Source organism: Kitasatospora sp. NPDC059408, assembly GCF_042751525.1.
Classification (GTDB): Bacteria; Actinomycetota; Actinomycetes; order Streptomycetales; family Streptomycetaceae; genus Kitasatospora.
The window spans coordinates 46,789-73,097 of the sequence record NZ_JBHYWI010000022.1; the positions used below are offsets into that span (position 1 = coordinate 46,789).

Below are 26,309 nucleotides of genomic sequence, written 5' to 3' on the forward strand. Positions count from 1 at the left end.
TCCGCACTCGGGCCCGCCGCAGCAGGTCTCCACCGTTCCCGAGCCCCGACGATACCGGCCGGTAGCCCCGCCCCGCGCGGCGGTGCCCACCCGGCGGGAATCAATCGGCGACCGCGTCCGGGCCCGACCCGTCGTCACCGTCGGCATCGAGCACCTGGCCACAGGTCTCGGCCCGCCGGAGCGCCGTCTCGGCCTCAGCCGTCTCGCCCACCCCGTGCAAGGCATCGCCGAGGCAGTACCAGGCCGCCGCCTCGCCGTCGGCCGAGCCGAGCCGCCGGAACAACACGAGAGCCTCGCGGGCCGCGTCCGCTGCTTCCTGGAACCCGCTCCGAGAACAGAGGGCATCAGCCTGACCGAGCAGTGCCACGGCCTCACCGTCCTCGTCACCGAGGTCCAGGTACAGCCGCCGGGCCCGCTGGAAGGCGTCGGCTGCGGCCTGATGATCACCTCCCTCACCGAAGTCAAGACCGAGTTTGTCCTGCAGCTTCGCCTCACCGTGGCGATCGCCCAGAGCCCGATGGATTTCGAGGGCCTGTTCGTGAGCGGCAATCGCCGCGCCGACGTGGCCTGCTTCCCGGAGCACGTCGCCGAGGTTGGTCAAGGACCGGCTCTCCGCAAGTCGGTCACCCACCTCCTGCACAGCACGCAGTGCCTCCTGGTGGGCCTGGATCGCCTCGCCCCGACGGCCTGCTTCCTCCAGCACGGCACCGAGGTTGTTCCACACCGCACTCTCACCGTGCCGGTCACCGCGCTCCTGGAACACGGCCAGTGCCGGCCGGAGTACGTCCTCGGCCTCCTCGAACCGGCCCAGTCCGTTCAGGGCCGCGCCGAGATTGCCGCAGGTACGGGCCCAATCGTGGCGGTCTCCTAGTTCCAGATGTATGGCCAGGGCGTTCTCGTGCGCATCCACCGCCTCTTCGAACCTCCGGACGGCCCCCAGGGCGAGCCCGAGGTTCCCCCACGACAGGGCTTCACCATGACGGTCTCCGAGTTCGCGGAACCCGATGCACGTCTTCTGGTGGGTTGCGATCGCCTCCTCGAATCGGCCGGTCATTTGGAAGACCGCCCCGATCTCCTCCAACGCCGTCGCCGCGAGGTGGGGGTCCCCGAGACCTCTCGCGAGTCGGGCGGAATGCCGACCGGCCTCGACGGCCTCGTCGAAGCGACGAGTTTCCCGCATGGCCATGGCGAGGTTCGACCACACCGTCGCTTCCCCGTCCACGTCACCCAGTTCGCGATGGATGTCGCGGGCGCACTCGAGGATCTCGATGGCCTCGTCGAAGCGCCGCATGTCCTGCAGGGTGGCCGCGATGTTGTTCAGGGTCCCGCCCTCACGACGGCGGTGGCCCAGCTCCCGATCGATGGCGAGGGCGTGCTGGTGGGCCGCGAGCGCCTCGTCGAAGCGCCGGACTTTGCGCAGCGAGTTGGCGAGGTTGCCCTGCGCGCTGGACTCGCCCCTGCGGTTGCCGCACTGACGGAAGAGCTCGCCGGACCGTCCGAAGGCCTCTGCGGCTTCGTCGAAGCGACGGGCCTCGTGCAGTGCCAGACCGAAGTTGTTCCAGGCGGCAGCCTCGTCCGACGTGCTGTCGAGGGCACGAGCCGCATCCAGGGCCGCACGGGTGACCGTCAGACCGTCGTCCGTCCGGAACCTCCTGATCAGGTAGGAGCCCAGCGCCGGGGCCAGCTCCGTGACGAGCTCAGGATGATTCGTCGCCACCGCTGCCTGCACCGTCCCGACGAGGTTCGGACGTTCACGATCCATCCACGTGAGCGCATGCGAACGGTCGTGGAACACGCCGAGTTCAGGAGGACTGTCGGGCAGTGCCGTCACGGAGTCGTTGGCCGCACCCGCAGCGGCGACGTAGAACTCCAACAGGCGTCGCCGGGCTTGCCGACTCGGCTCCGGATGCATCCGGGCCCGTTCGGCGGCGAACACGTGAACGAGGTCGTGCAGGTACCACCTGCCCCCCTCGGGGGTCTGTGAGACGAGGGCGGTACGGGCGAGTTGGGCGAGCATGATCCTGGTCTCACGAAGCGTCCGGCCCGCCAGGACCGCGGCCGCCACGGTGGAGATCTCGGGGCCGGGATTGAGCGCGAGCAGGCGGAACAGCTCGGCCTGCGAAACGGAGAGGCGCCGATGGGAACTGTCCAGAGTCAGCCGAATTCCGGTTTCCCCGTCCTGCAGCAGGTCCAGCCGGCCGGCCGAGTCCGTCAAGTCCTTCGCCAGCAAGCCGAGTTGCAGGTGCTGATCGACGATGAGCTGCGCGGCCGCAAGTCGCAGCGCCAAAGGCAGGTACCCACACAACTCCGCGACGAGCAGCGCACCATCGGGATCCGCAGCCACCCGGTCGTCATGCGGCCAGGCCGCTCTCACCTCCGACGCCATGAGATCCCGGGCCGCTTCGGGATCCAGCAGGCCGAGTCGAAGCACACGAGCGCCCAGCCCCGGGAGGATCTCCCGAGAGGTCACCAGCAGACGATGGCGAGCCGAAGCAGGCCGAAGAGGGATGACCTGCCGGGCACTGGACACGTTGTCGGCGATGACGAGAACACCCGACTCGCTCCGGTCGAGTTCCGCCCGCAAGAACGCGGCACGCGCTTCGGTGTCGGGCGGGATGTTCTCCGCGGGGACGCCGAGCATCCGCAGCAGAGTGTCCAGCGCCTGTCCGGCCTCCATCCGGGTGTCGTCGTAGCCACGCATGTCCACGAAGAGCACTCCGCGGAACCAGCCCCGGTCCACGGCCGCACGGCCGGCCGCGATGGCGGCGGTCGTCTTGCCGATCCCGCCCAGCCCCGTGAGCATCAGCCCGGCGAAATCGCCGCCCGAGACCCCGTCGGGGGCCAGCGAAGCGAGGATGTCGTCGACGTCCCGGTCGCGGCCGGTGAACGCAACGGGCAGTGGCGGGAGCGGCGGCAGCGGTGATGCGGAAGTGTGGAGGACGCCTCCGGATCTGTGGTCATGGACGGTCACATGGGCGGTCCCCGCCTGGATCGTATGCCCGTGGAACGTCCCGCCGATGACCGCGTTCGATACCTTCGCACTCTTCGACCGCCTCTTGTCCGACTTGCGGCTCGACCCCACGCCACCCCACCCACTCGGATACAGGCCCGGTGCCCTGCACGGGCCTTGCCCCTCGCGGCGGGCCTTCCCCAGCGTACTGGCCGCGGGTGGGCGGGCGGCGCACCACCGGACCGCTCCCCGTGCGCCTGTGGTGCGCCGGTGAGGGTGTGGAACGCTACCCGGACGCGCGTCACTTCCCGTGACCGGCAGGCGAGTTGAGGGGGTCCGTAGATGGTGCAACAGGACGAGGGTTCGACGGCCGGGCACACCGATCCGTCGTTGTACCGGTCGGCCGCGGAGGCGATGGCCGCGCCGGCCGAGACGCTGGCGTACGTCGCCGGGTTCGACCGGGCGGGGCGGCGGCCGGACGCGCTGCTGACGGTGGACGTCGACCCGGCTTCGGCGAGCTACGGGCGGGTGCTGAACTTCGCCGAACTGCCGACCCTCGGGGACGAGTTGCACCACTTCGGGTGGAACGCCTGCTCCAGCGCGCTCGCGCACGCCTGCCACGAGAACCCGGAGCGGCGCTACCTGCTGCTGCCCGGGCTGCGGTCGTCGCGGGTGCACGTGATGGACACCCGGCCCGATCCGGTGCGGCCGCGGCTGGTGAAGACGGTGGAGGCGCAGGAGCTGGCGGCCAGAGCCGGGTACTCGCGGCCGCACACGCTGCACTGCGGGCCGGGCGGGGTGTTCCTGTCCTGCCTCGGCGCCGGGGACGGGACGGACGGGCCGGGCGGGGTGGCACTGCTCGACCACACCACCTTCGACGTGCTGCGCCCGTGGGAGACCGAGCGCGGGCCGCAGCACCTCGCGTACGACGTGTGGTGGCACCTCGGGACGAACGTCGGCATCACCAGCGAGTGGGGCACGCCGCGGATGGTCGAGGACGGGGTGGTGCCCGAGCTGCTGCTCGGGCGCAAGTACGGGCACGCCCTGCACTTCTGGGAGCTGGACTCGGGCCGCCACCTCCAGCGGGTCGACCTCGGCGACCAGTACCAGATGGTCCTGGAGCTGCGCCCGGCCCACGACCCGCAGGCGGAGTGGGGCTTCGCGGGCGTCGTCGCGAACGTCGAGGACCTCTCGTCCTCCGTCTGGCTCTGGTACCGGGACGGGCCGGCGTTCACCGCGCGCAAGGTGATCGACATCCCGGCCGAGCCGGCCAAGACCGAGGACCTGCCGCCCGCGCTCCAGCCGTTCGGCGCGGTGCCGCCGCTGGTCACCGACATCAACCTGTCGGTGGACGACCGCTGGCTGTACGTGTCGGCGTGGGGCACCGGCGAGATCTTCCAGTTCGACGTGTCGGACCCGTTCCACCCCCGGAGGACCGCCTCGGTGCGCCTGGGCGGGGTCACCGCCCGCACCCCGCACCCGGCCGAGCCGCTGCGGCCGCTGAGCGGGGCGCCGCAGATGGTCGAGATCAGCCGGGACGGGCGGCGGCTCTACCTCACCAACTCGCTGTACGGCGCGTGGGACGACCAGTTCTACCCGGACGGCATCGAGCCGTGGATCGTCAAGCTGGACGCGGACACCGAGGCGGGCGGGCTCACCGTGGACGAGCGGTTCTTCCCGCACGGCGAGGAGTTCCGCGGGCTGCGGGTGCACCAGACGCACCTCGCGGGCGGCGACGCCTCGTCGGACTCGTACTGCTACCGGTAGCCGCTCCAGCGGTGGCCGCCGCCCGGGGCCGGGAGGAGGTCACGGCCGCCAGCGGCCGGCGTCCGGTCCGATGGCCCCGGGACACCCGGGACCGTCGGACCGGACGTCAGCCCTTGGGTTCCGACGTGCGGCTCTCGGCGACCGGCCGGGGCTCCCCCTCGGCCTTCGCCGCCAGATCCTTCGCTGTGAGCTCCTGCGCTGCAAGCTCCGTCGCCGCCCAACTCGCCAGCAGCCGCAGGGATTCGGCCGACGCGGAGCCGGGCTCGGCGTGGTAGGTGACGAGGACCTGGTCGGAGTCGTCGCCGGCCGGGCGCAGCGTCTCGTACTGGAGGCTGAGCCGGCCGACCACCGGGTGGTGCAGTTCCTTGGTGCCGTGGCCCTTGTCCTGCACCCGGTACGCGGCCCACATGCGGCGGAACTCCTCGCTCTTGAGGGAGAGTTCGCCGATCAGGGAGGCCAGGCGCGGGTCGTCCGGGTCGCGTCCGGCGTCCAGGCGCAGGATGCCGACGACGTCGCTGGCCTTGCCCTCCCAGTTCAGGTACAGCTCGCGGGCGGCCGGATCGAGGAAGACGTGCCAGGCCATGTTGCGCTGCTCCGGCGGCATGGCGCCGAAGTCGCCGAGCAGGGCGGTGCCGAGCCGGTTCCAGGCGACGATGTCGAGCCGCCGCCCGAGGACGTACGCGGGCACGCCCTCCATCGCGTCGAGCAACTGCTGCAGCGCGGGCCTGACCTGCTGGATCCGGGCGGCGGCGCGGCCGGGGCGGCGGCGGGCGGGCTTGGTGAGCCGGCCGAGGTGCTCGCGCTCGGCCGGGCCGAGCCGCAGCGCACGGGCGATGGCGTCCAGGACGGCGGAGGAGACGCTCTCACCGTGGCCCTGCTCCAGCCGCGTGTAGTACGCGGTGCTGACCCCGGCCAGCTGGGCCAGCTCCTCGCGGCGCAGCCCCGGCACCCGGCGACGGGTGCCGAGGTCGGGCAGGCCCACGTCCTCGGGCCGCAGCCGGGCGCGGCGGGATCGGAGGAACTCGCTGAGTTCGGTGCGCTGGTCCATGTCTGCAGTATGCGGGCGGGCAGCCGCTCCCGGGGGCGGGCGAGGGTGATACTGCCGTGCGTAGGTTGCGCGCTGCTACGTTCCGCTTCCCTACGTCGGGTTTGCGTACGTCGGGGTTGCGTACGTTGATCGTTGGTCTGGTTGGCCCGTACGGTCCGGCGCAGCCTTGAGGACATGACGAACACGGGCATCACGAACGACACGGCTCAGGCTCCCACCCGCACCGCCGCCGCCTACGCGGCGCTCACCGCGAACTCCCCGCTCCGGAAGACCACCGTCGAGCGCCGGGCGGTCGGCGAGCACGACATCGTGATCGACGTCCGGTTCTCCGGCATCTGCCACTCCGACATCCACCAGGTCGGCGAGGACTGGGGCACCGGCATCTTCCCGATGGTGCCGGGCCACGAGATCGCCGGCGTCGTGAGCGAGACCGGCCCCGGCGTCACGAAGTGGAAGGTCGGCGACCGCGTCGGCGTCGGCTGCTTCGTCGACTCCTGCCGCGAGTGCGACAACTGCACGTCCGGCCTGCAGCAGTACTGCACCGGCGGCGGAATGACCCCCACCTACAACGGCGTCGGCCGCGACGGCCGGCCCACGTACGGCGGGTACTCGACGGAGCTGGTCGTCGACGAGGGGTACGCGCTGCGCATCCCGGACAACCTGCCGCTCGACGCCGCGGCGCCGCTGCTGTGCGCGGGCATCACCCTGTACTCGCCGCTCACCCACTGGGGCGCGGGCCCGGGCAAGAAGGTCGCGATCGTCGGCCTCGGCGGGCTCGGCCACATGGGTGTCAAGATCGCCCACGCCCTGGGCGCGGACGTCACGGTGCTCAGCCAGTCGCTCCGCAAGCGCGAGGACGGTATGAAGCTCGGGGCCGACGACTACCGGGCCACTTCCGACCCGGCCACCTTCACCGAGCTGGCGGGCCGCTTCGACCTGATCGTCAACACCGTCTCGGCCGACCTCGACCTCAGCGCCTACCTCGGACTGCTGCGCGTCGACGGCACCATGGTCCAGGTCGGCGCGCCGGAGAAGCCCGTCACGGTGAACGCGCACGCGCTGCTCACCGGCCGCCGCTCGCTGGCCGGCTCCATGATCGGCGGGCTGCCGGAGACCCAGGAGATGCTGGACTTCTGCGGCGAGCACGGCATCACCGCCGAGATCGAGCTGATCAGCGCCGACCGGATCAACGAGGCCTACGAGCGGGTGCTGGCGAGCGACGTCCGCTACCGCTTCGTGATCGACGCCTCGACCATCTGAGCCCGGCCCGGCCACGGAACGCGACCCCGCGACCCCGCGACCATCCGAGCCCGCCCCGGCCACGGAACGCGACGCCCCGTCCTCGGTGCTCTCCCGACACCGAGGACGGGGCACTGTCACGCCCCGGCCGGACCGGCCGCCCCGCCGCCGCCCGCCGCCCGCCGCTGCGCCCTGCGCCGCTCGCGCCGGGCCCGGCCGCGCCGCAGCGGCTGGTCGGGCACCCACCCGAAGGTGACGCAGGCGCCGATCACGCCGAGCAGCATCCCGAAGAGGAAGCCGCCCATGTTGGACGTCAGCCAGCTGCCCAGCGACGCGAGCACGGCCATGAACGAGTAGAACAGCCGCTGCGCCGGGTTGAAGACGATCAGCACGCCGCAGAGCACCATCACCGCCGGCACGAGGTAGCCGGCGATCCCCTGCATCCCCATGTGCAGGACGACCGGCAGCGGCGCCCGCAGGGTGAAGAGGATCTCGGCGCCCCCGAGCGTCACCAGCAGGCCGCCCCAGAAGGGTCGCTGTCCCCGCCAGTCGCGCCTGACCGGCCGGGCGGGCGCGACGGCTGCCGCGGCCCCGGCGGTCGGCGCGGGCACGGGGACGGGTACGGGGACCGGCGCAGGGACCGGCGCAGGGCCGGACCCGGCCGCGCTCGCCGCGGCGGGAGCGGGAGCCGTCCCCTCGGCCCCGCCCCCTCCGCCACGGGCGCTCGGCGGTGTGGGCTCCGTCATCAGCAGCCCTTCGAGCTGAAGCTCAGCTTCAGGTGCGGCAGCTTGAAGCTGGCCGCGGTGCTGGCGTAGTTGTGCTGGTTCACGTTCACCATGTCGATGGTGTCGGCCTGCTGGCCGAAGACGCCCGGCTTGCCCTGAACCCCGGCCTTGGTGTACTCGCTGGCGTCGCCGCCGATCTCGATGTTGGAGAACGAGGCGTCGCCGGACATCATGTCGGAGTCGCTGGTGAGGTTCTGAGCGGTGACCGGGGTTCCGGCGTCACCGGCGTGGATCACCAGGTTGATGCCGCCGAGGTCGACGCTCTGGCACAGGTTGGTGATCTGGGCCGTCTTGATCGCCGTCACCGCGACCAGCACCTGCCCGCCGGTGTGCCCCTGGTTCGGGCTGTTCTTGATCATGTGGTCGAGGCTCCCGAACTGCTCGAAGCCGTCGCCGTGGAGCGAGGTCGCGGTGATCGTGAACGGCATGCCGGAGATCGAGAACTGCGTGGCGAGCACGCCCTGCGCGGTGAGCGTCATCAGGACGCCGCCCGCGACGACGGCCGGGACGGCCATCAGGGCGGTCCGCTTGAGCCGGACGCGTCCTCTTCCGGGCCCGGCCGGGGTGTCGGGTGCCTCCGCCCCGGCGGCGGCTTCCTCGGACATGGCCATGTGCGCTCCCTGGAGTGGGTGGATTGGGCAGTCACTGGCACGTTGTCCTGGCGCGGACAGCGTTCCGCGGCCGGCCGGTCGGCCGCCCCTCGGCAGCGGGGCGGAACCGGTCGGACCGCGATTGGAGCAACCGTGAAGCTACTGCCCGGTATTCGCCCGGTCAATAGAAGTGCACGAAGGGATCTTCACCAAACGATCCAGCCCATGAAACACTTTGACCAAACGTCAAATGATCTGTCCCGTAACGGAATTCATGATTCCGCGGCCGAACCGTCGGACTCCCGGCCGATACCGAGCCGCCGCGCCGCCTCGGCCGGACCGAGGAACGGGGCGAGACAGAACAGGCTCAACGCCGGGAGGAGCTGCAGCAGTTCGGCCGTCCGCCCGGAGTTCACCCGCCGGTAGACCGCGCTGTAGACGCCACCCACCACCGCGTCCACCAGGGGCTCCACCGCCACGTCGCACGGGAGTTGGGGCACCTCGGCGAAGAACGCCCGGAACCGCTTGAGCAGCTGCTCGCGCTCCCGGCGACCGGCCGGGCCGACCGCCTCGATCTCGATCACCGCCATGGTCGCGAACGCCGGCACTCCGGCCAGCAGTTGGAGCATCGCGCCCAGGGCCTGCCGGATCCCGGCGCACCAGTCCGGCTCGGCCGCGAAGGCCGCCGCCATCCGCCGGATCACCACGCCGGTGCCGAACCGGTGGGCGGCGAGGAAAGCGTCCTCCTTGCCGCTGAACAGCTCGTAGAACACCGGTCTGGTCACGCCCGCCGCCCGGCAGATGTCGCTCACCGTCGCGTGCTGGTAGCCGTGCTCGGCGACGGTGTGGACCAGCCCGTCCAGCAGCCGCTCGCGCTGGGTCGCGGCGACCACCGCCGGGGGCAGCCGGCTCGGGCCGCGCTTGATCGAACGGGCCGGGTCACGGCCGGTGCGCGCCCCCGGCAGCAGGATCACGTCGGCCCCCCGGACGGTATTCCGCTCCATCACCAACTCCTGTGTCCCGTCTTGACATTGATGCAACACCGGGTTTACAACACTGGCAGGTTTCCAACCGGTGGGCGAACGACCGCCGGAGAACCCGCCAGGGCCCGCCGGCGCCGACTGCGCCACCCGGGCCCGGGAGCACGGCGGACGCACGCACGGCGGTGGCAGCCGCCGGCCTGCACCCCACTGCACCGCGCACCTCCGCACCCCTTCCGCCGCACGGCGGGCCCGTGGCGCCGGGCCCGCCCCGGCGCGGCCCGCTGGGAGCCGCACCGCCGTGCCCCCGCACCTCCCCCGCCGTGCACGCCACCACACCCGCACGCGGGCACCCCCACCCGACTCCGTACGGAGAGGCACCTTCATGCGCATCCGCCGCACCCTCGGGGCTGCCGCCCTCGCCGCCCTCGCCCTCGCCGCCACCGCCGTCGCCCCTGCCCAGGCCGACGCCGCCGCGGTCCTCACCACCGGCAGCCTGGGCGGCCCGGCCGCCTCGGTGGGCGACGTCCTCAATGCCAGTCTCACCTCCGGCACCACCGCCAACTTCTACGACAGCGCCACCAGCACCAACGGCATCAGCTGCACCAGCTCCTCCTTCTCCGCGACCGTCAGCGCCAACCCGGCCGCGCCCGGCAACGCCGTCGAGTCCCTCAACACCCAGACCTTCGACGGCTGCAGCTCCAACGTCCTCGGCGTCACGGGCGTGCAGAGCATCAGCGTCGACAACCTCGCCTACACCAACACCGTCGGCGACGGCACCGGCAGCCCGGTCACCCTCTCCCCGGGCGCGGCCGGCCCGATGCAGACCACGGTGGTGCTCAACACCATCCTCGGCAGCGTCACCTGCGTCTACCAGCAGGCGACCAGCATCTCCGGCACCACGTCCAACAGCGACAACAGCATCTCCTTCGCCGCCCAGCCCTTCAACCTCACCTCCGGCTCCGGCCTGTGCTTCCAAACCGGCTACTTCACCGCCGCCTACGGCCCGGTCACCGACACCTCCGTGGCGGGCAGCCCGCTGATCTACGTCAACTGACCCGGAACGCGAACGAAGCGGCGCCCGGCAACCGAGGTTGCCGGACGCCGCTCCCGTGTGGTGCTGCGTCAGATCGACCAGACCTGGTCCGAGTACTGCGGGATGCAGTCGAACTGGGTCAGCTTCTGCCCGACCGCCGCCGAGCCCGACCAGCCGATCATGCACTTGTTGCTCTTGACGTTGCGCAGCTGGTAGCCACCGGTCACCGGCTCCAGCTTCCACACCTGGTCGACGAACTGCGAGTCGCAGAAGATCTGCTGGACCTCGGCGCCGTTGTCCGGCGTCTGCCACGGCACGTAGGCGCACTTGTCGGACTTGAGGTTGCGCAGCTGGTAGCCGCCGTCGACCTTCTGGAGGTTCCAGACCTGGTCGACGAACTGGTTGGCGCAGCCGACCTGGACGAGGTTGGCGTGGTCCTCCGGCGTCTGCCACGGCACGTAGGCGCACAGGCCGCTGTAGTTGTTCTTCAGCGTGGCCGTGTGCAGGCGGGTGTCGAACACCCAGCCCGCCAGGTCGTCCACCCGGGTCTCCACCGCGCCGGTGCGGGTCTCCGCACCGGAGCCGAGGCAACCGCCCTGCCAGGACAGGCTGTTGACGCCCGCCAGCTCGACGCCGCCGCCGGCCTTGGCGCGCAGCGCCGGGCCGCCGGTGTCGCCCTTGCAGATCGCGTCCTTGCCGGGCGTCTTGCCGGTGACGGCGACGGTGGTGGCGGTCGAGGACTGCACGGTGAACGAGGCGCTGTGCAGGGTGTTGGGCACCCACTCGTCCTTGGTGCGCCCGTACCCGGCCACCGTCAGCGTCTCACCGGCGGTGGGCGCGGCGCCCACCGCGACGGTCGGGATGCCCTGAGCCGGCTGCGCGAGCTTCACCAGCACCAGGTCACGGTCGGCGCGCGGCACCAGCTCGGTCACCTCGGAGGTGAACCCGCCACCGGCCGTCAGGTCGGTGCGCCCGACCGTCGCGACCGTCTTCAGCTTCGGCGCACCGGCCTGCAGCGCCTGCGGCTGCGCCGGGTTGTCGGCGAAACAGCTGCTCGCCGTCAGCACCCAGTACGAGTCCACGAGCGAACCGGTGCAGGCACGCTGGCCGTTGCCGATGTCCAGCTTGGTGGTGAACGCGTAGGTGCCGTTCGGCACGCCGTCCCCCACCACCGCACTCGCCGTACCCGCACTCACCAGGCTGCCGACCACGGCGGCCGAGGCCAGCATCCCCGTCATCCACGCGGCGCGCGGACGTGAGCGAAACACTATGGAACTCCTCATTCGGATTGTTGTGGACCCGGCGGCCGCAGGCCGCTCCAGGTCGTCACTTGGAGGCGCGGATCTCCAGCAGCGTGAACTGGCGGTGCTGCGGGTCCTGGAGCTCACGCACGCCCTGACCACTGGGGCTCGGCATCTTCAGGATGGCGGAGCGCCTCCTCGGCCCGGGCCCGGTCGAGCTTCCGGACAGGATCCGGTCACGCAATCGCGCACGAACCCGCGCGGCGCGCATGGACGAGTTGCCCATTGTCCCCCCTTCCCCTGCGCCCCTGGTCCGTCAGAAACGGCTGTCACCAGGGCCGTTGCCCCGATGCCCGGAGGAAGCCTAGTGCCGAAATTGCCCGAAAGAAGGGGCGGAGAGAGTTCGTCTTGATCGCATGCCAACTGGCTGATTCGCGACGCGATTCGGCCTTGGATGACATAAACACGCAATAGATCAAGCCAACTGATGGCAAAGGAGGGATTCGTCCGCCTCGCCCGGTTCGTACACCTCCCCAGTCGACCCCGCGACAGCGAAGTGACCGGCCGGTAGGGTGCTGGCGGACGGTCGGCGCGAGTGGAGGCGGAGCGGGAATGAACAGCGACGGGACGGGGTTCTTCACGTCGGTGGCGGACGCCGCAGCGCAGTTGGCCGGTGTCGGGTACCTCGCGTCCACGGCGGTGGCGACGACGGTGTTCCTCGCCGACCGGCTCGGCAAGCCGCTGCTCGTCGAGGGGCCGGCCGGGGTGGGGAAGACGGAACTGGCGAAGGCGGTGGCCGAAATCGGTCGTGCCCGACTGGTTCGGCTGCAGTGTTATGAAGGCATCGACGAGTCCCGCACCCTCTACGAGTGGAACCACGCCAAGCAGCTGCTGCGGATCACCGCCGGACGCGACGAGGGCTGGGACGAGGCGCGCACCGACATCTTCGGCGAGGAGTTCCTGCTCACCCGGCCCCTGCTGACGGCGATCCGCGGTGCCGAGCCGACGGTGCTGCTGGTCGACGAGATGGACAAGGCCGACGTCGAGGTCGAGGCGCTGCTGCTGGAGGTGCTCAGCGACTTCCAGGTGACGGTGCCCGAGCTCGGCACCATCACGGCGACCCGCCGGCCCTTCGTGCTGCTCACCTCCAACGCCACCCGCGAGCTGTCGGAGGCACTGCGCCGGCGCTGCCTCTTCCTCCACCTCGACTACCCGGACGCCGAGTTGGAGCGCCGGATCGTCCGCGCCAAGGTGCCGGGCCTGGACGAGACGCTCGCCGCGTCGCTCGTGCGGGTGGTCGGCGCGCTGCGCGCGATGGAGCTGCGCAAGGCACCGTCCGTCGCGGAGACGATCGACTGGGCGCGCACGCTGCTCGCCCTCGGTGCGGACACGCTGGACGAGGCGGTGGTCCGGGCCACCCTCGGGGTGATCCTCAAGCACCAGGACGACGTGCGGAAGGCCGCCGAGAAGCTCACCGCCGTATGAGCGCCCAGCACCCCCCGGGTCCGCAGGACACCGCCGCCCGCCTCACCGGCCTGGTCCGCGCCCTGCGCGGGCACGGCCTGCGGATCGGCCCGGCCGAGACGGTGGACGCGGCGGCCGTGCTCGACGTCCTGGGCTTCGCCGACCGCGAGCAGATGCGGGCCGGACTGGCCGCCGCACTGCTGCGCTCGGACGGCCAACGGGCCGTCTTCGACGCCACGTTCGACCTGTTCTTCCCACTCGGCGTCGGCACCCCGGAGGCCGCGCGCCACGTCGAACCGCAGGACGACGCACCGCGTTTCGGCCGCCCCGACCCCGTCCGGGACGAGCTGCGCGAGCGCATCGCCGCCGCGCTCGCGGCCGACGACCGGGCCGCCCTCGCCGCGCTCGCAGGCGAGGCCGTCGAGGCCTTCGGCCGCTACGGCACCGGCTCGGCCCCCGGCTCGGACGGCTGGTCGGCCCACCAGGCGCTCGGCCGGCTCGCCCCCGAGACGCTGCTCGCCCGCGTCCTCGCCGCCCTGCGCGAGCCGAACGGCGCCCCGTCCCACGACGTCTCCGACCTCGTCCTCGCCGACGAGATCCGCCGCCGCATCCGGGACTTCCACGCCCTCGCCGCCGGTGAGGCCCGCCGCCGCGTCGCCGAGCTGCGCGGCGCCGAGCGGATCGCCGAACGGGCCGTCGCCCCGACCGCCGACCGGATCGACTTCCTCGCCGCCGGCCGCGACCAGCTCGCCGAACTCCGGCGCACCGTCCACCCATTGGCCCGCAAGCTGGCCACCCGGCTGGCCGCCCGGCGCCGCCGCGCCGCGCGCGGGCAGATCGACCTGCGCCGCACCCTGCGCCGCTCGCTGTCCACCGGCGGGGTGCCGCTGCGCCCGGCGTACCGGCTGCGCCGACCGGCCCGGCCGGAGCTGGTGCTGCTGTGCGACGTGTCCGGCTCGGTGGCCGGCTTCGCCGACTTCACCATGCTGCTGGTGCAGGCGATGAGCGAGCAGTTCGGCAAGGTCCGGGTGTTCGCGTTCGTGAACCGCACCGCCGAGGTGACCGACCTGCTCGCGCGCGGCGGCACCGACCCGGCCCGGCTGGCCGCGCGGATCCTCACCGACGCCCGGGTCATGGGCCACCACGGCAGCAGCGACTACGGCTCCGCGCTGGGCGGGTTCGCCGAGCGGCACCTGGACGCGGTCGGCCCGCGCACCTGCGTGCTGGTCCTCGGCGACGCCCGCACCAACCACCGCGACCCGAACCTGGACGCGCTGCGCCGGATCGCCGGCCGGGCGCGGCGGGTCATCTGGCTCAACCCCGAACAGCCCGCGCTCTGGCCGACCGGCGACTCCGCCGCGCTCGCCTACGCGGGCGTCGTGGAGATGCACTCCTGCCGCAACGCCCGACGGCTGGGCGAACTGATCGCCCGGCTGCTACCCGTCTAACCCTCCGAAGCTCCGTTCTCCACGTGTGCGAGGAAGTCCAGCAGCGCCGCGGTGACCTCCGCCGGCCGCTCCTGCTGCGTCCAGTGGCCGGTGTCCGGCAGGCGGACGTGCTTGTGGAGGCGGGGCGTGAAGGTAGTCAGCAGGAGCTCCAGGACGTCCCGCGGGACCATCGCGTTGACGAGGTCCCGCTCGCCGACCACGAACAGCGCGGGCGCCTGGACCGGACGGCCGGCGAACGCCGCCATCAGCTCGTTGTTCCGGTCGATGTTGCGGTACCAGTTGAGGCCGCCGGTGAACGCCCGCTCCCCGTGGGTCGCGTAGTCGGCCACGTAGGCCTCGATGTCCGCCTCGGTGATCCAGGCCGGCAGCCGCTCCGGCTCCGGGACGATGTCCAGCAGCTTCTGCCCCTCGGGGACGACCCACACGGCCGGCTCGGCGCCGGGCCCGGAACCGGCGTAGACGCGGCGGAAGGTGGACGCCGGGTCGGCCGCGAGCTCGGCGTCGGCGCGGCCGGGCTCCTGGAAGTAGTTCTGGTAGAAGCCGTCGCCGAACTGCGCGCGCGACTCCGCGAGCGGGCGCGGTCCGCTCGGCAGCGGCGGCACGCTGAGCCCGGCGACACCGCGCACGAGGTCGGGCCGCAGCGCCGCCGTGGCCCACGCCACCGGCGCGCCCCAGTCGTGGCCGACCACCACGGCCTGCTCGGCGCCGAGCGCGCCGATCAGCGCCGTCGCGTCGCCGACGAGGTGCAACAGGGTGTACGCGTCGATGCGCTCGGGCTGCTCACTGCGCGCGTAGCCGCGCTGGTCGGGGGCGACCACCCGGTAGCCGGCGGCGGCCAGCGGCGCGAACTGGTGCCGCCAGGAGTACCAGCTCTCCGGGAACCCGTGCAGCAGCAGCACCAGCGGGCCCTCGCCCTGCTCGGCGATGTGCAGCCGCACACCGTTCACCTCGACGTGGCTGTGCTTGATCGCGTCGCTCAACTCCCGCTCCCCTGTGAGACATCGGAATCCGTTGCGGCCATTCGTTCGGACCCTGCCCAGCGGTACCGGCCGGAAACGCGGCCGAGGCCGCCCCGGGAATCCGGGACGGCCTCGGCACGTGGTGCGCGGTGGGTCAGTTCACCGTGTAGCTGTACGGCAGGGCCGCCAGCACCGCACCGGTGGTGCTCACGCTGTTGTTGGCGGTGGCCACACCGGTCGGGCCGGACACCAGGTACAGGACACCGTGGACGGTGCTGCCCTTCGCGCCGGTCGGGGTGATGGTCACCTGCAGCGAGCCGGTGGCGCCGGGGGCGACGGTCACCGGGGTGGCGGCCGGGGCCGTGGCGTTGACCGACGCGGCGTAGATGTCACCGGTGCTGGAGGTCAGCGCCGGGTCGAACGCCAGGGTGTGGGCGGTCGCGGTGATGGTGGCCGAACCGGCCGGGGCGCCCGCGTTGGAGAACGGGCCGATCTGCTGGAGGAAGGTGCCCCACAGGCCGGGAACGACCGGCTGGGAGGCGGTCCCGTTGGACGTCACGACCGAGATGGTCGAGCCGTTCTGGGCCTTCTTCAGGTCGCCGAACAGGTCCGGCGAGGCGGTGGTGGCGCTGAGCTCCAGCTGGGCCGGGGTCGTGGACGCGGCCACGCCCTTCAGCTGGTCGGTGCCCGGCGGAACCAGGAACGACGGGACCGAGGAGGTCAGCGACAGCGGCAGGGTGACGGCGGACGAGGCGCCCTGCGGGACCAGGTTCACGTCGGTGCGGCGGTCGAGACGACCGTCGGCCGCGATCTGCTGGGTCGCCACCGTGTTGTTGGTGTAGTTGACCTGGAAGGTCACCGGCTTGTTGGCGGCGAGCTTGGTCTTCGCGTCGGTCGGCAGGCCCGCGGCGGTGGCCACGTTCTTGTTGAAGCCGATGGTGCCCGCGAAGTCCTGGCCGAGCTGCTGACCGCTGACCGAGCCGATCACGTTGAACACGAAGCGCCAGCGGCCCTCGGCCGGGTTGACCGCGGTGGCCGAGACGCCCGCGCCGGTGCCGGTCAGGTTGCCCTGGGCGTCGAGGAGGGCGTTGCCCTCGATGTCGACCGGGGTGCCGTTCGGGCTGATGAGCGCGCCCTGCATGAGGAGCTTGGAGTCCTTGACGGTGACGCCGACCCGCAGGTCCTTCTGGCCCTTCGGGACGTCGAACGCGTAGGAGAAGCTCTGCGTGGGCGAGCCGCTGCGGCCGTTGCCGCCGGTGATGGTGCCGGAGAAGGCGCCGTCGCCGTTGGTGACCGGCACGAGGCTGCGCAGGATGACCGGGACGCTGGTGGTCTGGCCGTTGGAGCTGGAGACGGTGACCGCCTCGCTGGAGTCGCCGCTGGTGGCCGGGGTGGTGACCTGGACCTTGAGGGTCTTGGTGTCACCCGGCTCGATGTCGACGACGTTCGGGCCCACGGTGCCGGCCGGCTCCGCGCGCTGGAAGGTGGCGCCGAGCTGGACCGGGCCGGTGTAGCCGCCCTTGCCCTGCGGGGTGTAGAGGACCGCGGTCCAGTCGCCGGCGACCGGGTGCGGGACGTCCACCAGGCCGAAGTTGGCCGGGGTGGCACCGCCCTGCGGGCGGGTGTTGGTCTCGAAGCGGCCGCTCGGGTCGAGCAGCGTCATGCGGACGACCGGACCGTTGACGGTCGGGTTGGCCGCACCCTGCCAGGCGATCGACGCCGCGAGGCGGTCGGCGCCGGCCGGAACGGTGATCTTGACCTGCTGCTTCACCCAGGTGGCGCCGTTGGTGGCGTACTTGAAGGTGTCGGTGGAGGCCGAGTCCATCTTGACGGTCTGCTGGCTGTTGCCCATCAGCGCGAAGCTGCGGGTGGCGGCGCTGACCGTCTGGGTGGTGTCACTGGTGTTGGTGACGCTCACGTCGGCGGTGTGGGTCGAGCCCGGGGCGCCGGCGATGTCGAGCTGACCGGTGTTCACGACGACCTGGCTGCTGCCGGGCGTGCCGTCACCGTCGTCGTAGCCGCGGGCGGCCTCGACGGCGCCGCGGACGTTCAGCAGACCCGCGCCCTGCTCCTCGGCCGGGACGCCGAGGTCGGTGGCGGTGCCGGTGATGAACTTCTTCACCAGGGCCGGGGACGGCGAGTCGCCGCCGTGGGTGTCGCGGTAGGCCTGGATGACCAGGGCCGCGGCGCCGGTCACGAACGGCGCGGCCTGCGAGGTGCCACCGAAGGACTGGATGCCCGCGGCCTTGCCGCCGAAGCCGCCGCAGTCGGTGAACTTGGTGACGTCGGTCGAGCACAGGGCCCAGTCCGACTCACCCGGGGCGACCAGGTCGACCGAACGGCCGGCCTGGGTGAAGCCGCCCGAGGACAGCGCGGAGATGCGGTTGTTGCTCCAGGTCTTGTTGGAGAACCCGGCACCCGCGTAACCGGTCTGCTGGTAGTTCTGGTTGTCCGTCGAGGCGCCGACCGCGATGACGTTCGGGTCGGTGGCCGGGGAGCCGACGGTGCCGCTCAGGCCGGCGTCGCCGGAGGAGACGGAGACCGTGACACCGGCCTTGACGGCCTCGTCGTTGAAGAGCGAGATGGTGTCGTGGGCGCTGGAGTCCGGCGTCGGGTTGCCGCCGAAGGACTCGTTCAGCACGTCGACGTGCTGGACCCGCACCGCGTAGTCGATCGCCTGCAGGATCGACGAGTTGGACATCATCTCGCCACCCGCCTTGAGGGCGACGAGGTCCGCGTCCGGGGCGATGCCCTTGACCCGGATGGTGCAGCCGGCCGGCAGCGGGTGCGCCGTCTGGTTCACGAAGTTCGCGACGTCGTAGACCTGGCGGCCCTGGGCGATGACCGCCGAGGCGTCGCCGAAGGCTTCCGCGCCACCGGTGGGGGAGTCCCAGCCGGAGCCCGAGAAGTCCTGGTAGTCGACGACGGCGTGCGAGCCGTCGGCCCGGACGAAGTCCGGGTTGTTGGGGTCGAGGCCGTCCGCGATGTAGGCGACCTTGACGCCCTTGCCGGTGGCCAGGTCGGCCGCGCCGGCCTTGCCGTTGCCGGTGGCCACGCGGGTCGAGTAGAGGCCCTCGGGCTCCAGCAGCGGCTTGCTCGGGTCGGAGGGGCAGACCGTGTTGGTCGCGTTCTCCTCGGGAGCCTGGGCGCCGTTGCTGCCCGTAACGGCGTTCGGGGTCGCGGCGGCCGTCGACGCCTTCGCGCTCTCGGCGGCCTGGGCGGCCTTCGCCTTGGCGGCGACGGCCGGGGTGACGGCGACCGGGGCGTCGGCCACCACGGTGGCGACGGCCGGGTCGGCCTGGAGCTGCGCCTTCAGGGCCGGGCTGACCGTGGCCGAGAAGGCGTTGCCGAGCACGAAGCTCTTGACGTTGGTGCCGCCGTTGGCCTTGACCTTGTTCAGCAGCGGAGCCTGGGCGTGCTCGGTCTTCTGCTGGCGTGCGCCCACGTGGCCGTTGTCGGCCGGGGCGTCCGCTATCTGGTCCTTGAGGATCACGATCACCGGCACCGGGGCCCCGTCCGCCGACGCCTGGGGGGCGCTGGTGGTGTCGGGGATCGGAGCGCCGAACGCCGTGGTCCCGAAACCGAGGACCATGGACGCGGCAGTGACCGTGACGGCGGCTGCTAGCTGGGATTTCCGCCAGCCGATCAATGGACATCCTTTCGTCTGATGAGACGTCAGGTTGCACGGTCCAGCCTACGCGGATCCTGGTCGGCCGCGTGGTTGCTCCGGACCGCGCGTCCCGACAGCGGACGCATTCCAGCGCATCCGGCACGACCACGACAAGGGGGGATTTCCCCATCGAAAAGTAAAAATGACCATCGGTTAGTAAAATGCAGGGCGGAAATCCGGCCATCGCAGACCTTTACCCTGCTCTCACCTGCGAAGCAGTGCCTGATCATCCCCGTTCACCCCACTGGCGAACATCGGACACTGGCGAACAACCGCCATCCGGTACCGGGCGAAAACGGACCGCGCCCCGGGTGCGCTACTGACCGGTTGTCTCTCTTCCCTGTCAGCACCGGGCCAAACAGGGGCCGTTCCGGCCAGGGATACGGATGGGCACCCGCGCCGGGTTCGGGGAGGTCCGGGCGTTCGTCGGCGAACGCCCGGACAAACGAACCCCGACCGGATGCAATCAGGACATCGTGAGTTTTTCCTGAGCGTCGGCCAGGTCCTCGGCCGTCGGCGCGTCGTCCTGGGTGAGCCGGTAGCGCCAATAACCCGAGAAATCGACAAATATCTTTGGCACCCCGCACTCCCCCACCAGGTACCGGCGCAGCGCCCGGACGGCGTCCGCCTCGCCGGCCAGCCACGCGAACGGGGTGCCCGCCGGCAGCCCGGCGGCCCGGACCGCCTCGGTCAGCACGACGCCCGGGCGGGCGCCGCCGCGGTACAGCCAGCGGACGGTCAGATCGGCCGGTCCGTCCAGCGGCTGTCGCTCCGACTCGTCCGCGACCTCGACGAACGCGAGCGCCCGGACGCCGGCCGGCAGCGCCCCGACCAGCGTGGCGATCGCCGGCAGTGCGGACTCGTCGCCGGCGAAGAGGATCCAGTCGGCGGTGGCGGCGACCTCCGCGAGCGGGACCTGCCGGGCGTACAGCTCGGACGGGCCGACCATGCCGAGCCGGTCGCCGGGTTCGGCGCGCAGCGCCCACGCGGACGCGGGCCCGGTGTCGCCGTGCAGGACGAAGTCGATCTCGATCCGCCGGGTGCCGGGGACGCGGCGGCGGACGGTGAAGCTGCGCATCAGCGGGCGCTCGGCCTCGGGAATGGCCAGGTAGGCCTGGTACCAGCCCATGGGGTCGTCGCCCTGGGCGGGAAGGACCGGCTCGGCCTGGCCGGGGCGGGGGAAGCAGAGCTTCACCTGCTGGTCGGGCGCGCCGCCGACGGTGTCGTCGAGGGCGGCGGCCTCGAACGTGACCCGGGCGGTGCGCGGCGTGATCCGGCGGACGGCGGCGACCTCGACGAAGGTGACGGGCAGGGTCAACGCGGAACTCCTTCCAATCTCGCGGATTGGTAACCTTACGACATAAAGAGTTGCTGTGACGCGGTTACTTTACACCATAAGGAGTTCTTGGAATGGTCGTGTACGCCGGGCAGGGCGACGCCCGCCGCTCCCTGTCCCTGCTGTGGCGCGCCCCCGGCGCCGAACCCGCCCCGCGCACCGGGCGCAGCGGCCCCAAGCCCGGTCTGAGCGTGGACGCGATCGTGTCGGCGGGAATCGCCGTGGCCGATTCCGAGGGCATGGCCGCACTCTCCATGCGGGCCGTCGGCGAACGGCTCGGCCGCACCGCGATGGCGCTCTACACGTACGTCCCGGGAAAGGCCGAACTGCTGGACCTGATGCACGACCGGGCACTCGCCGAAATGCCGGCGGAATCCGACGGCTCCGGGGACTGGCGGGCCGCCGTCACCGCCTGGGCCGAGGCGCTGCACGCCTGCTACCTGCGCCACCCCTGGATGCTCCAGGTCTCGCAGGCCCGCCCGGTCCTGGGCCCGGCCGAACTCGCCGCCATGGAGGCCCTGTTGCGCGCCCTGCGGCCGGCCGGACTGCCGGCCCGGCGGCTGCGCGGGGCCGTCGGCGCGCTGTGGCAGTTCGTCCGCGGGATGGCCGGCGTGGCCGCCGAGGCCCGCGACGCGGCCACCGCGACCGGCGTGGCCGACGCGGACTGGTGGACCGCCCGCTCGGCCCAACTCGCGGAACTCGCGCCCGACTTCGCGGAGCGCTTCCCGCTCCTGACCGCCCTGGAGAGCGGCGGCGACCCGGACCCGCAGGCGCGCGACCGCGAGGGCTTCCGCAGCGGCCTCGCCGTGCTCCTCGACGGGATCGCGGCGCCGTCCGCCTGACCGTCCTCCCCCACTCAGTCCCGCCGGGCCGCCGGGATCGCCAGCAGCACGCCCAGCGCCAGCAGCACCGCGTACCCGACCGTCTCGTGCCCGGCCGGGACGAGGAAGCGCACGAAGCCGAACAGCCGGAAGCCCCCGAGGTGGTCGGAGAGCAGGCCGGTCGCACCGCCGAGGATCAGGACGAAGCCGAGGTAGCCGAGCAGGGTCTTCATACCGGAAGCCTAGGAACACGGCTCCTCCCGGTAATCCGACTTTCGGCGCGACCTCGACCGACCAAAGTGGCGGCGAACCGGGCGGGGAAGGCGCGCAGCCCGGGCACCGGACGGAGCAGCAGGCACGGCGGCCCGGCGGCGGCGCGGGTACGTTCGCGGTGTGCAGCAGATGTCACCGCATGCGGGCAGGCTGGCCGCGGCCTCCGCCGTGTCCCTCCTCGTGCTCGTCGCCACCGCCCCGGCGGCGGCAGGACAGGACTCCACCTCCGTCGTCGGCGGCGAGCGGCTCGGCCGCCCCGCCGTCCAGGTCGCCCCGCTCGCCGGCGCCCCCGCGCTCCCCACCGCGCTCAGCGGGCGCTCCTGGGTGGTCGCCGACGCCGGCACGGGCGAGGTGCTCGCCGCCCAGAACGCCCACCTGCCGCTGCCCCCGGCCAGCACGCTGAAGATGCTGTTCGCGGACACCGTCATGACGAAGTTCGACCGCGCCGACGTCCACCAGGTGACCCAGGCCGAGCTGGCCAACCTCGGCGCCGGGAGCAGCCTCGTCGGCGTCAAGGAGAACCTGCCCTACCGCGTCGAGGACCTCTGGCGGGGCGTCTTCCTCAGCTCCGGCAACGACGCCGTCCACGTGCTCGCCCACATGAACGGCGGCATCGCGCAGACCGTCGCCGAGATGCAGGCCCGCGCCAACACCCTCCAGGCCCGCGACACCAAGGTCGTCTCGCCCGACGGCTACGACATGGACGGACAGGTCTCCTCCGCCTACGACCTCACCCTGTTCGCGCGCGCCGGGCTGCGCATCCCCGACTTCCGCTCCTACTGCTCGACCCGCACCGCCCACTTCCCCGGCGGGCTGGACAAGCTCACCGGGCAGCGCACCAGCTTCGACATCGCCAACACCGACCGGCTGTTGGGCAAGTACCCGGGCCTGATCGGCGTCAAGAACGGCTACACCACCAACGCGGGCGCCACCTTCACCGGCGCCGCCGAGCGGGGCGGCCGGACCCTCCTCGTGACGGTCATGCACCCCGAGGCCCAGGGCAAGGTGTACGACGAGGCGGCCAGCCTGCTCGACTGGGGCTTCGCGGCCGCCGGCAAGGTGCAGCCGGTCGGCCGGCTCGTCGACGACACCGCGCCGGTGACCGCACCGGGCGCCCCGGGCGCACCCGGCACCCCGGCGGGCACCGCCCCCGCCGCCGGGGCCGAGCCGCAGGCCGCCCAGGACGGGGGGCACGGCCTCGGCCCCGCCGCGTGGACGGCCGCCGCCCTCGGCGCGGCCCTCGTCCTGTGGGCGGCGGGCCGCACGGCCGCACGCCGCCGCGGCGCGGTCGCCACGGCCACACCGGCGGGCCCGCCCGCCCCGAGCACCCACGGCTCCCCCGCCGTCGGCGGTTGCACCGGCACCCGGGGCTCCACCGGCACCGGCCGCCGCCGTCTGGCCCGCCGCGCCCGCGCCCTCGTCCACAGCGCCCGCCCCCGCCGCTGAGCCGGCGGACCGGCGTGGAACTCTGGCTGCTGAACGGCTTCTCGACGGCGACGCTGGCCCTCATGGTGGTCGGCGGCGTCGTCCTGGTGGCGGTCGTCGCCAGCAGCCTCGCCACCCGCCGGTACCCCGCGCTGGTCGGCGGCGAGAACAACGAGATGGTCGGCGTCGTGCTCTCGCTGTTCGGCGCGATCTACGGCATCATCCTCGCCTTCGTCATCGTCAACCTGTGGACCGAGCTCCAGGACGCCCAGAAGGGGGTCGCCGCCGAGGCCACCGCGGTCTCCCAGATCGTCCGTGACGCCCGCGCCTTCCCGCCCGACACCCGGGCCGCCGTCGACGGCGCCGTCCGGGACTACGTGCACGCCGTCGTCGAACAGCAGTGGCCCCTGATGCGGGACGGGCGCGGCGACTTCGCGGTGACGGTGGCGAAGATGGACGCGGCGTACGACGCCCTGCTCGCCTTCCAGCCGCAGTCCCCGTCCGAGCAGGCCTTCTACGCCAAGGCGCTGGACAGCCTCAACGACGTCGCCGGCCAGCGCCGCAACCGCATCCTGGTCAGCCGCGGCGAACTGCCGGTGCTGCTCCAGGTGCTGATCGTCGGCGGCGCGCTCGTGATCCTGCTGCTGACACTGCTGTACGGCATCCGCAACCGGAATGTCAGGCTCCTGTTCGTCGGCTCGGTCGCGGCGCTGATCGGCTTCAGCCTGCTGCTCGTCCCGGTGCTGGACCGGCCGTTCGCCGGGGAGCTGTCCGTCTCGCCCCAACCGTTCAAAGAGAGCGTCCTGGCGCAGTTCTGGTGACGTCGGCGCAGGTGGGCGCCCCGCTCGTCCTAGACTTCCGGCCATGACCACCCCTGACCCCGCCTCGCGGGAACGGCTCGCCCGGCTCGTCGAGCTGTCCTCCGGCAGCTACCTGCTCGTCACCACCTACAAGAAGGACGGCACCACCGTGCCGACCCCGGTCTGGGTGGTCCGCGACGGCGACGCGCTCGGCGTCTGGACCGTCGCGGACTCCTGGAAGGTCAAGCGGATCCGCAACCGCGCGGACGTCCTCGTCGGCCCCTGCGACGTCAAGGGCCGCCCCACCGGTGACCAGTACCCCGCCACCGCCGAACTCCTCGGCCCCGAGCGGACCGCCGCCTACCGCACGCTGCTGCGCCAGAAGTACGGCCTGCTGGGCGTGCTCACCCTGCTCGGCAGCCGCATCCGGCGCGGCGAGCGCGGCACGGTCGGGATCCGGATCACCCTGAACGACTGAGCCGCCTACGGGTGCGGGTCCGCGAGGACGCTGGGCAGGCCGACGAAGTCGGACTCCGGGCCGAACCGCTGCTCCAGCGCGTCCGCCAGGCCGTTCAGCGCGGCGGCGCCGTCGCCGTGGAAGGACGAGCCGTGCATCACGGCGAGGGTGCGCGGCCGGAGTTCGGCGAGGGCCCGCAGCGTCGTCGCGGCGGCGGTCAGGCAGGACGTCTGGCGGAACAGCCGCTCGGATTCGAGGGCCGCCTCGACGAGGTCCCCGTCGGTGACGGGCGGGCCGTCGCCGAGGTGGGTGAAGAGGTCCCCGCAGAAGAGGGTGCGGGTCTGCTCCTCGAAGAGGACGCGGGCCTCCCAGCCGTGCGGCACGTGCGGGGTGTTGAGGTTGCGCACCCGCCGCCGCACCCGCCGGCCGCCGAGGTCGAGCACGTCGCCGAGGTCCAGCGGCTCGCCGTCGTCCATCGGCACCGGCGGGCGGTCGGCGAGGTCGTTCAGCGACACCAGGCAGCCCAGCGTGTTGTGCGCGACCCGCGCGTTCGGCGCGGCGGCCAGGAACTCGTTCATCGACCCGCATTCGTCGGCCTCGACGTGTCCGAACGTCACCCAGCGCAGCCGTTCCAGCGGCACGACGCGGCCGATCGCCTCCGACACGGCCGGGAACAGCGCCCGCATGCCGGTGTGGAAGAGCAGCGGCTCCTCGGCGTCGACCAGGAACTGGTTGAACGTGAAGCCGGCGGGCGGCGCGATCTCCGGGACGTACGTCGAGACGCGGTAGATGCGGTCGCCGATCTCGTCGATGCGGGTGTGCATGGGCCACTTCCCTCGTGGGTGCGACCGGCGGGCGGGCCCGGCGTGGCAGGCTTTCCGGTCATGGGTGACAACGCGGTGCCGCTGCTGGTCGTGGACGGTGCGAACGTCGTCGGGTCGGTGCCCGACGGATGGTGGCGGGACCGGCGCGGGGCGGCCGAGCGGCTGCGGGACGCGCTGGTCGCCGTCGCCGGGCGGGGGCTGCCCGGGCGGGCCGGGCCGCTGGACGTGGTGCTGGTGGTCGAGGGCGCGGCGCGCGGCGTGGCGGAGGTGCCCGGGGTCCGGGTGGTCGCCGCCGCGGGGAGCGGCGACGACCTGATCGTCGAGGTGGTCCGGGCGGCCAGGGCCGAGCGGCCGGACCGGGGCTGCCTGGTCGTCACCGCCGACCGCGAGCTGCGGGCCCGAGTGGGCGCGCTCGGCGCCGACGTCACCGGGCCCCGGTCCGTCCGGCCCTGAGGACGGTCGGCCGGTCAGTACCGGACGGCCTTCACCACCACCGGGACCAGTCGCTGCTCGGTGTGGCTGCTGAACGCCACGGGGGACGCCAACTCGTCGCGCGGGACGTTCTCGGCGCCCACGACGGTGCTGTCGACCGTCATGCCGTTGGTGTCGGTGAAGTCGACCTGCACGGCGTAGGAGGCGGTGTCCAGGCCGTTGTTGCGGATGGTCACCACGACGGCCGGCAGGCCGCCGGTGTCCGCGAGCGGGACGCCGGTGATCGTGACCGCGCCGAGGGCGTTGCCGCCGTTGGGGGCCTGGGCGAGGGCGGAGACGGCCTTGTCGTGGGCCATCGCCTGCTGGGCGGAGACGGACGCGGCGAAGGCGGCCGCCGCCGCGGCCGACGAGGCGGCGGCCTCGGGCCCGGGGGACGGCGAAGCGCTCGCCGAGGGCGAGGCGGACTCGGTGGCCGCGGCGGACTCGGCGGGCGAGGGGCCCGAGGTGCGCACGATCGACGGGTTGGTCGACGAGCTGCTGCACGCCGCCGCCAGGACGCCCCCGGCGGCCAGCATCGCGGTCAGGGCGACCACGCGGGGGGCCGTCCGGCGGCGGGGGCCCGGGTGGGTGTGGAGTTCGCGCACGGCAGGTTGCCTCTTCTCGCTCGGCGTGTCCTGCACCCCATGCTTCGGGGCGCGGCGGCGGGACGGCGAGACCTGCACACCCGTTCGAGTGGACCCGCGGCTGCTCCCGGGCCGGCCGGC

22 protein-coding genes are annotated in these 26,309 nt (G+C 72.5%); 10 read left to right on the forward strand and 12 right to left on the reverse strand.

Features of this window, described 5'->3' with window-relative positions; translation table 11 throughout:
- Positions 1–100: 100 nt before the first annotated feature.
- Positions 101–2,971 (reverse strand): tetratricopeptide repeat protein, encoded by a 2,871-nt coding sequence (locus ACFXDE_RS16970; RefSeq protein WP_380494917.1) that lies wholly within the window; start codon positions 2,969–2,971, stop codon positions 101–103.
- 321 nt (positions 2,972–3,292) lie between these two features.
- Between ACFXDE_RS16970 and ACFXDE_RS16975 the strand changes: the two genes are divergently transcribed.
- Positions 3,293–4,717 carry a selenium-binding protein SBP56-related protein gene (locus tag ACFXDE_RS16975; protein ID WP_380494919.1) on the forward strand — a complete coding sequence of 475 codons (1,425 nt, stop codon included), beginning with the start codon at positions 3,293–3,295 and terminating at the stop codon, positions 4,715–4,717.
- 106 nt (positions 4,718–4,823) lie between these two features.
- Here ACFXDE_RS16975 and ACFXDE_RS16980 read toward each other — a convergent pair whose 3' ends face one another.
- On the reverse strand, positions 4,824–5,765 hold the full coding sequence (locus tag ACFXDE_RS16980) for a helix-turn-helix transcriptional regulator (protein ID WP_380494922.1): 942 nt from the start codon (positions 5,763–5,765) through the stop codon (positions 4,824–4,826).
- Positions 5,766–5,939: 174 nt separating this feature from the next.
- Between ACFXDE_RS16980 and ACFXDE_RS16985 the strand changes: the two genes are divergently transcribed.
- On the forward strand, positions 5,940–7,025 hold the full coding sequence (locus ACFXDE_RS16985; RefSeq protein ID WP_380494924.1) for an NAD(P)-dependent alcohol dehydrogenase: 1,086 nt from the start codon (positions 5,940–5,942) through the stop codon (positions 7,023–7,025).
- Between the two features lie 116 nt (positions 7,026–7,141).
- Here ACFXDE_RS16985 and ACFXDE_RS16990 read toward each other — a convergent pair whose 3' ends face one another.
- The 3 genes from ACFXDE_RS16990 to ACFXDE_RS17000 all read right to left on the reverse strand — a co-directional run bounded on the left by ACFXDE_RS16990 (position 7,142) and on the right by ACFXDE_RS17000 (position 9,383).
- Positions 7,142–7,615 (reverse strand): DUF6114 domain-containing protein, encoded by a 474-nt coding sequence (locus ACFXDE_RS16990; RefSeq protein WP_380494926.1) that lies wholly within the window; start codon positions 7,613–7,615, stop codon positions 7,142–7,144.
- Between the two features lie 134 nt (positions 7,616–7,749).
- Positions 7,750–8,400, reverse strand: a complete 651-nt coding sequence (locus tag ACFXDE_RS16995) for a DUF6230 family protein (protein WP_380446922.1) — start codon at positions 8,398–8,400, stop codon at positions 7,750–7,752.
- 251 nt (positions 8,401–8,651) lie between these two features.
- Positions 8,652–9,383 (reverse strand): TetR/AcrR family transcriptional regulator, encoded by a 732-nt coding sequence (locus ACFXDE_RS17000; protein ID WP_380494930.1) that lies wholly within the window; start codon positions 9,381–9,383, stop codon positions 8,652–8,654.
- 361 nt (positions 9,384–9,744) lie between these two features.
- Between ACFXDE_RS17000 and ACFXDE_RS17005 the strand changes: the two genes are divergently transcribed.
- Positions 9,745–10,416, forward strand: a complete 672-nt coding sequence (locus ACFXDE_RS17005; protein WP_380494932.1) for a Tat pathway signal sequence domain protein — start codon at positions 9,745–9,747, stop codon at positions 10,414–10,416.
- A gap of 68 nt (positions 10,417–10,484) precedes the next feature.
- Here ACFXDE_RS17005 and ACFXDE_RS17010 read toward each other — a convergent pair whose 3' ends face one another.
- A complete protein-coding gene (locus ACFXDE_RS17010; RefSeq protein WP_380494934.1) occupies positions 10,485–11,663 on the reverse strand; it encodes a trypsin-like serine protease in 1,179 nt (392 codons plus the stop codon).
- Between the two features lie 585 nt (positions 11,664–12,248).
- Between ACFXDE_RS17010 and ACFXDE_RS17015 the strand changes: the two genes are divergently transcribed.
- Positions 12,249–13,121, forward strand: a complete 873-nt coding sequence (locus tag ACFXDE_RS17015; RefSeq protein WP_380494936.1) for an AAA family ATPase — start codon at positions 12,249–12,251, stop codon at positions 13,119–13,121.
- On the forward strand, positions 13,118–14,548 hold the full coding sequence (locus tag ACFXDE_RS17020) for a VWA domain-containing protein (protein WP_380494938.1): 1,431 nt from the start codon (positions 13,118–13,120) through the stop codon (positions 14,546–14,548). Before ACFXDE_RS17015 ends, ACFXDE_RS17020 begins: the two co-directional genes overlap by 4 nt.
- Here ACFXDE_RS17020 and ACFXDE_RS17025 read toward each other — a convergent pair.
- From ACFXDE_RS17025 to ACFXDE_RS17035, 3 genes are all read right to left on the reverse strand, one after another.
- Positions 14,545–15,528 carry an alpha/beta fold hydrolase gene (locus ACFXDE_RS17025; RefSeq protein ID WP_380494940.1) on the reverse strand — a complete coding sequence of 328 codons (984 nt, stop codon included), beginning with the start codon at positions 15,526–15,528 and terminating at the stop codon, positions 14,545–14,547. The genes ACFXDE_RS17020 and ACFXDE_RS17025 overlap by 4 nt on opposite strands.
- Before the next feature lie 133 nt (positions 15,529–15,661).
- On the reverse strand, positions 15,662–19,099 hold the full coding sequence (locus tag ACFXDE_RS17030; RefSeq protein ID WP_380446907.1) for a S8 family serine peptidase: 3,438 nt from the start codon (positions 19,097–19,099) through the stop codon (positions 15,662–15,664).
- A 544-nt stretch (positions 19,100–19,643) separates the two neighbouring features.
- Positions 19,644–20,495, reverse strand: coding sequence for a siderophore-interacting protein (locus tag ACFXDE_RS17035; protein WP_380494942.1), 852 nt, complete (start codon positions 20,493–20,495; stop codon positions 19,644–19,646).
- A gap of 92 nt (positions 20,496–20,587) precedes the next feature.
- On the opposite strand from ACFXDE_RS17035, the gene ACFXDE_RS17040 reads away from it, so the two are divergent.
- Positions 20,588–21,355 carry a TetR/AcrR family transcriptional regulator gene (locus ACFXDE_RS17040; protein ID WP_380446902.1) on the forward strand — a complete coding sequence of 256 codons (768 nt, stop codon included), beginning with the start codon at positions 20,588–20,590 and terminating at the stop codon, positions 21,353–21,355.
- Positions 21,356–21,369: 14 nt separating this feature from the next.
- Here the strand turns inward: ACFXDE_RS17040 and ACFXDE_RS17045 are convergent, their stop codons facing one another.
- Positions 21,370–21,567, reverse strand: a complete 198-nt coding sequence (locus tag ACFXDE_RS17045) for a hypothetical protein (protein ID WP_380446900.1) — start codon at positions 21,565–21,567, stop codon at positions 21,370–21,372.
- Positions 21,568–21,736: 169 nt separating this feature from the next.
- Between ACFXDE_RS17045 and ACFXDE_RS17050 the strand changes: the two genes are divergently transcribed.
- From ACFXDE_RS17050 to ACFXDE_RS17060, 3 genes are read left to right on the forward strand one after another with little or no spacing between them, the layout of a single operon-like run.
- On the forward strand, positions 21,737–23,053 hold the full coding sequence (locus ACFXDE_RS17050) for a D-alanyl-D-alanine carboxypeptidase family protein (protein WP_380495033.1): 1,317 nt from the start codon (positions 21,737–21,739) through the stop codon (positions 23,051–23,053).
- A gap of 14 nt (positions 23,054–23,067) precedes the next feature.
- On the forward strand, positions 23,068–23,853 hold the full coding sequence (locus ACFXDE_RS17055) for a DUF4239 domain-containing protein (protein ID WP_380494945.1): 786 nt from the start codon (positions 23,068–23,070) through the stop codon (positions 23,851–23,853).
- Positions 23,854–23,896: 43 nt separating this feature from the next.
- The gene (locus tag ACFXDE_RS17060; protein WP_380494947.1) at positions 23,897–24,310 is read left to right on the forward strand and encodes a PPOX class F420-dependent oxidoreductase; all 414 of its coding nucleotides are present in this window, start codon (positions 23,897–23,899) and stop codon (positions 24,308–24,310) included.
- A 5-nt stretch (positions 24,311–24,315) separates the two neighbouring features.
- Here ACFXDE_RS17060 and ACFXDE_RS17065 read toward each other — a convergent pair whose 3' ends face one another.
- The gene (locus ACFXDE_RS17065) at positions 24,316–25,113 is read right to left on the reverse strand and encodes an MBL fold metallo-hydrolase (protein WP_380494949.1); all 798 of its coding nucleotides are present in this window, start codon (positions 25,111–25,113) and stop codon (positions 24,316–24,318) included.
- A 60-nt stretch (positions 25,114–25,173) separates the two neighbouring features.
- Here ACFXDE_RS17065 and ACFXDE_RS17070 point away from each other — a divergent pair, with 60 nt between their 5' ends.
- Positions 25,174–25,566, forward strand: a complete 393-nt coding sequence (locus ACFXDE_RS17070) for an NTP pyrophosphohydrolase (RefSeq protein ID WP_380494951.1) — start codon at positions 25,174–25,176, stop codon at positions 25,564–25,566.
- 14 nt (positions 25,567–25,580) lie between these two features.
- Here ACFXDE_RS17070 and ACFXDE_RS17075 read toward each other — a convergent pair whose 3' ends face one another.
- On the reverse strand, positions 25,581–26,189 hold the full coding sequence (locus tag ACFXDE_RS17075) for a hypothetical protein (RefSeq protein WP_380494952.1): 609 nt from the start codon (positions 26,187–26,189) through the stop codon (positions 25,581–25,583).
- Between the last annotated feature and the right edge of the window lie 120 nt (positions 26,190–26,309).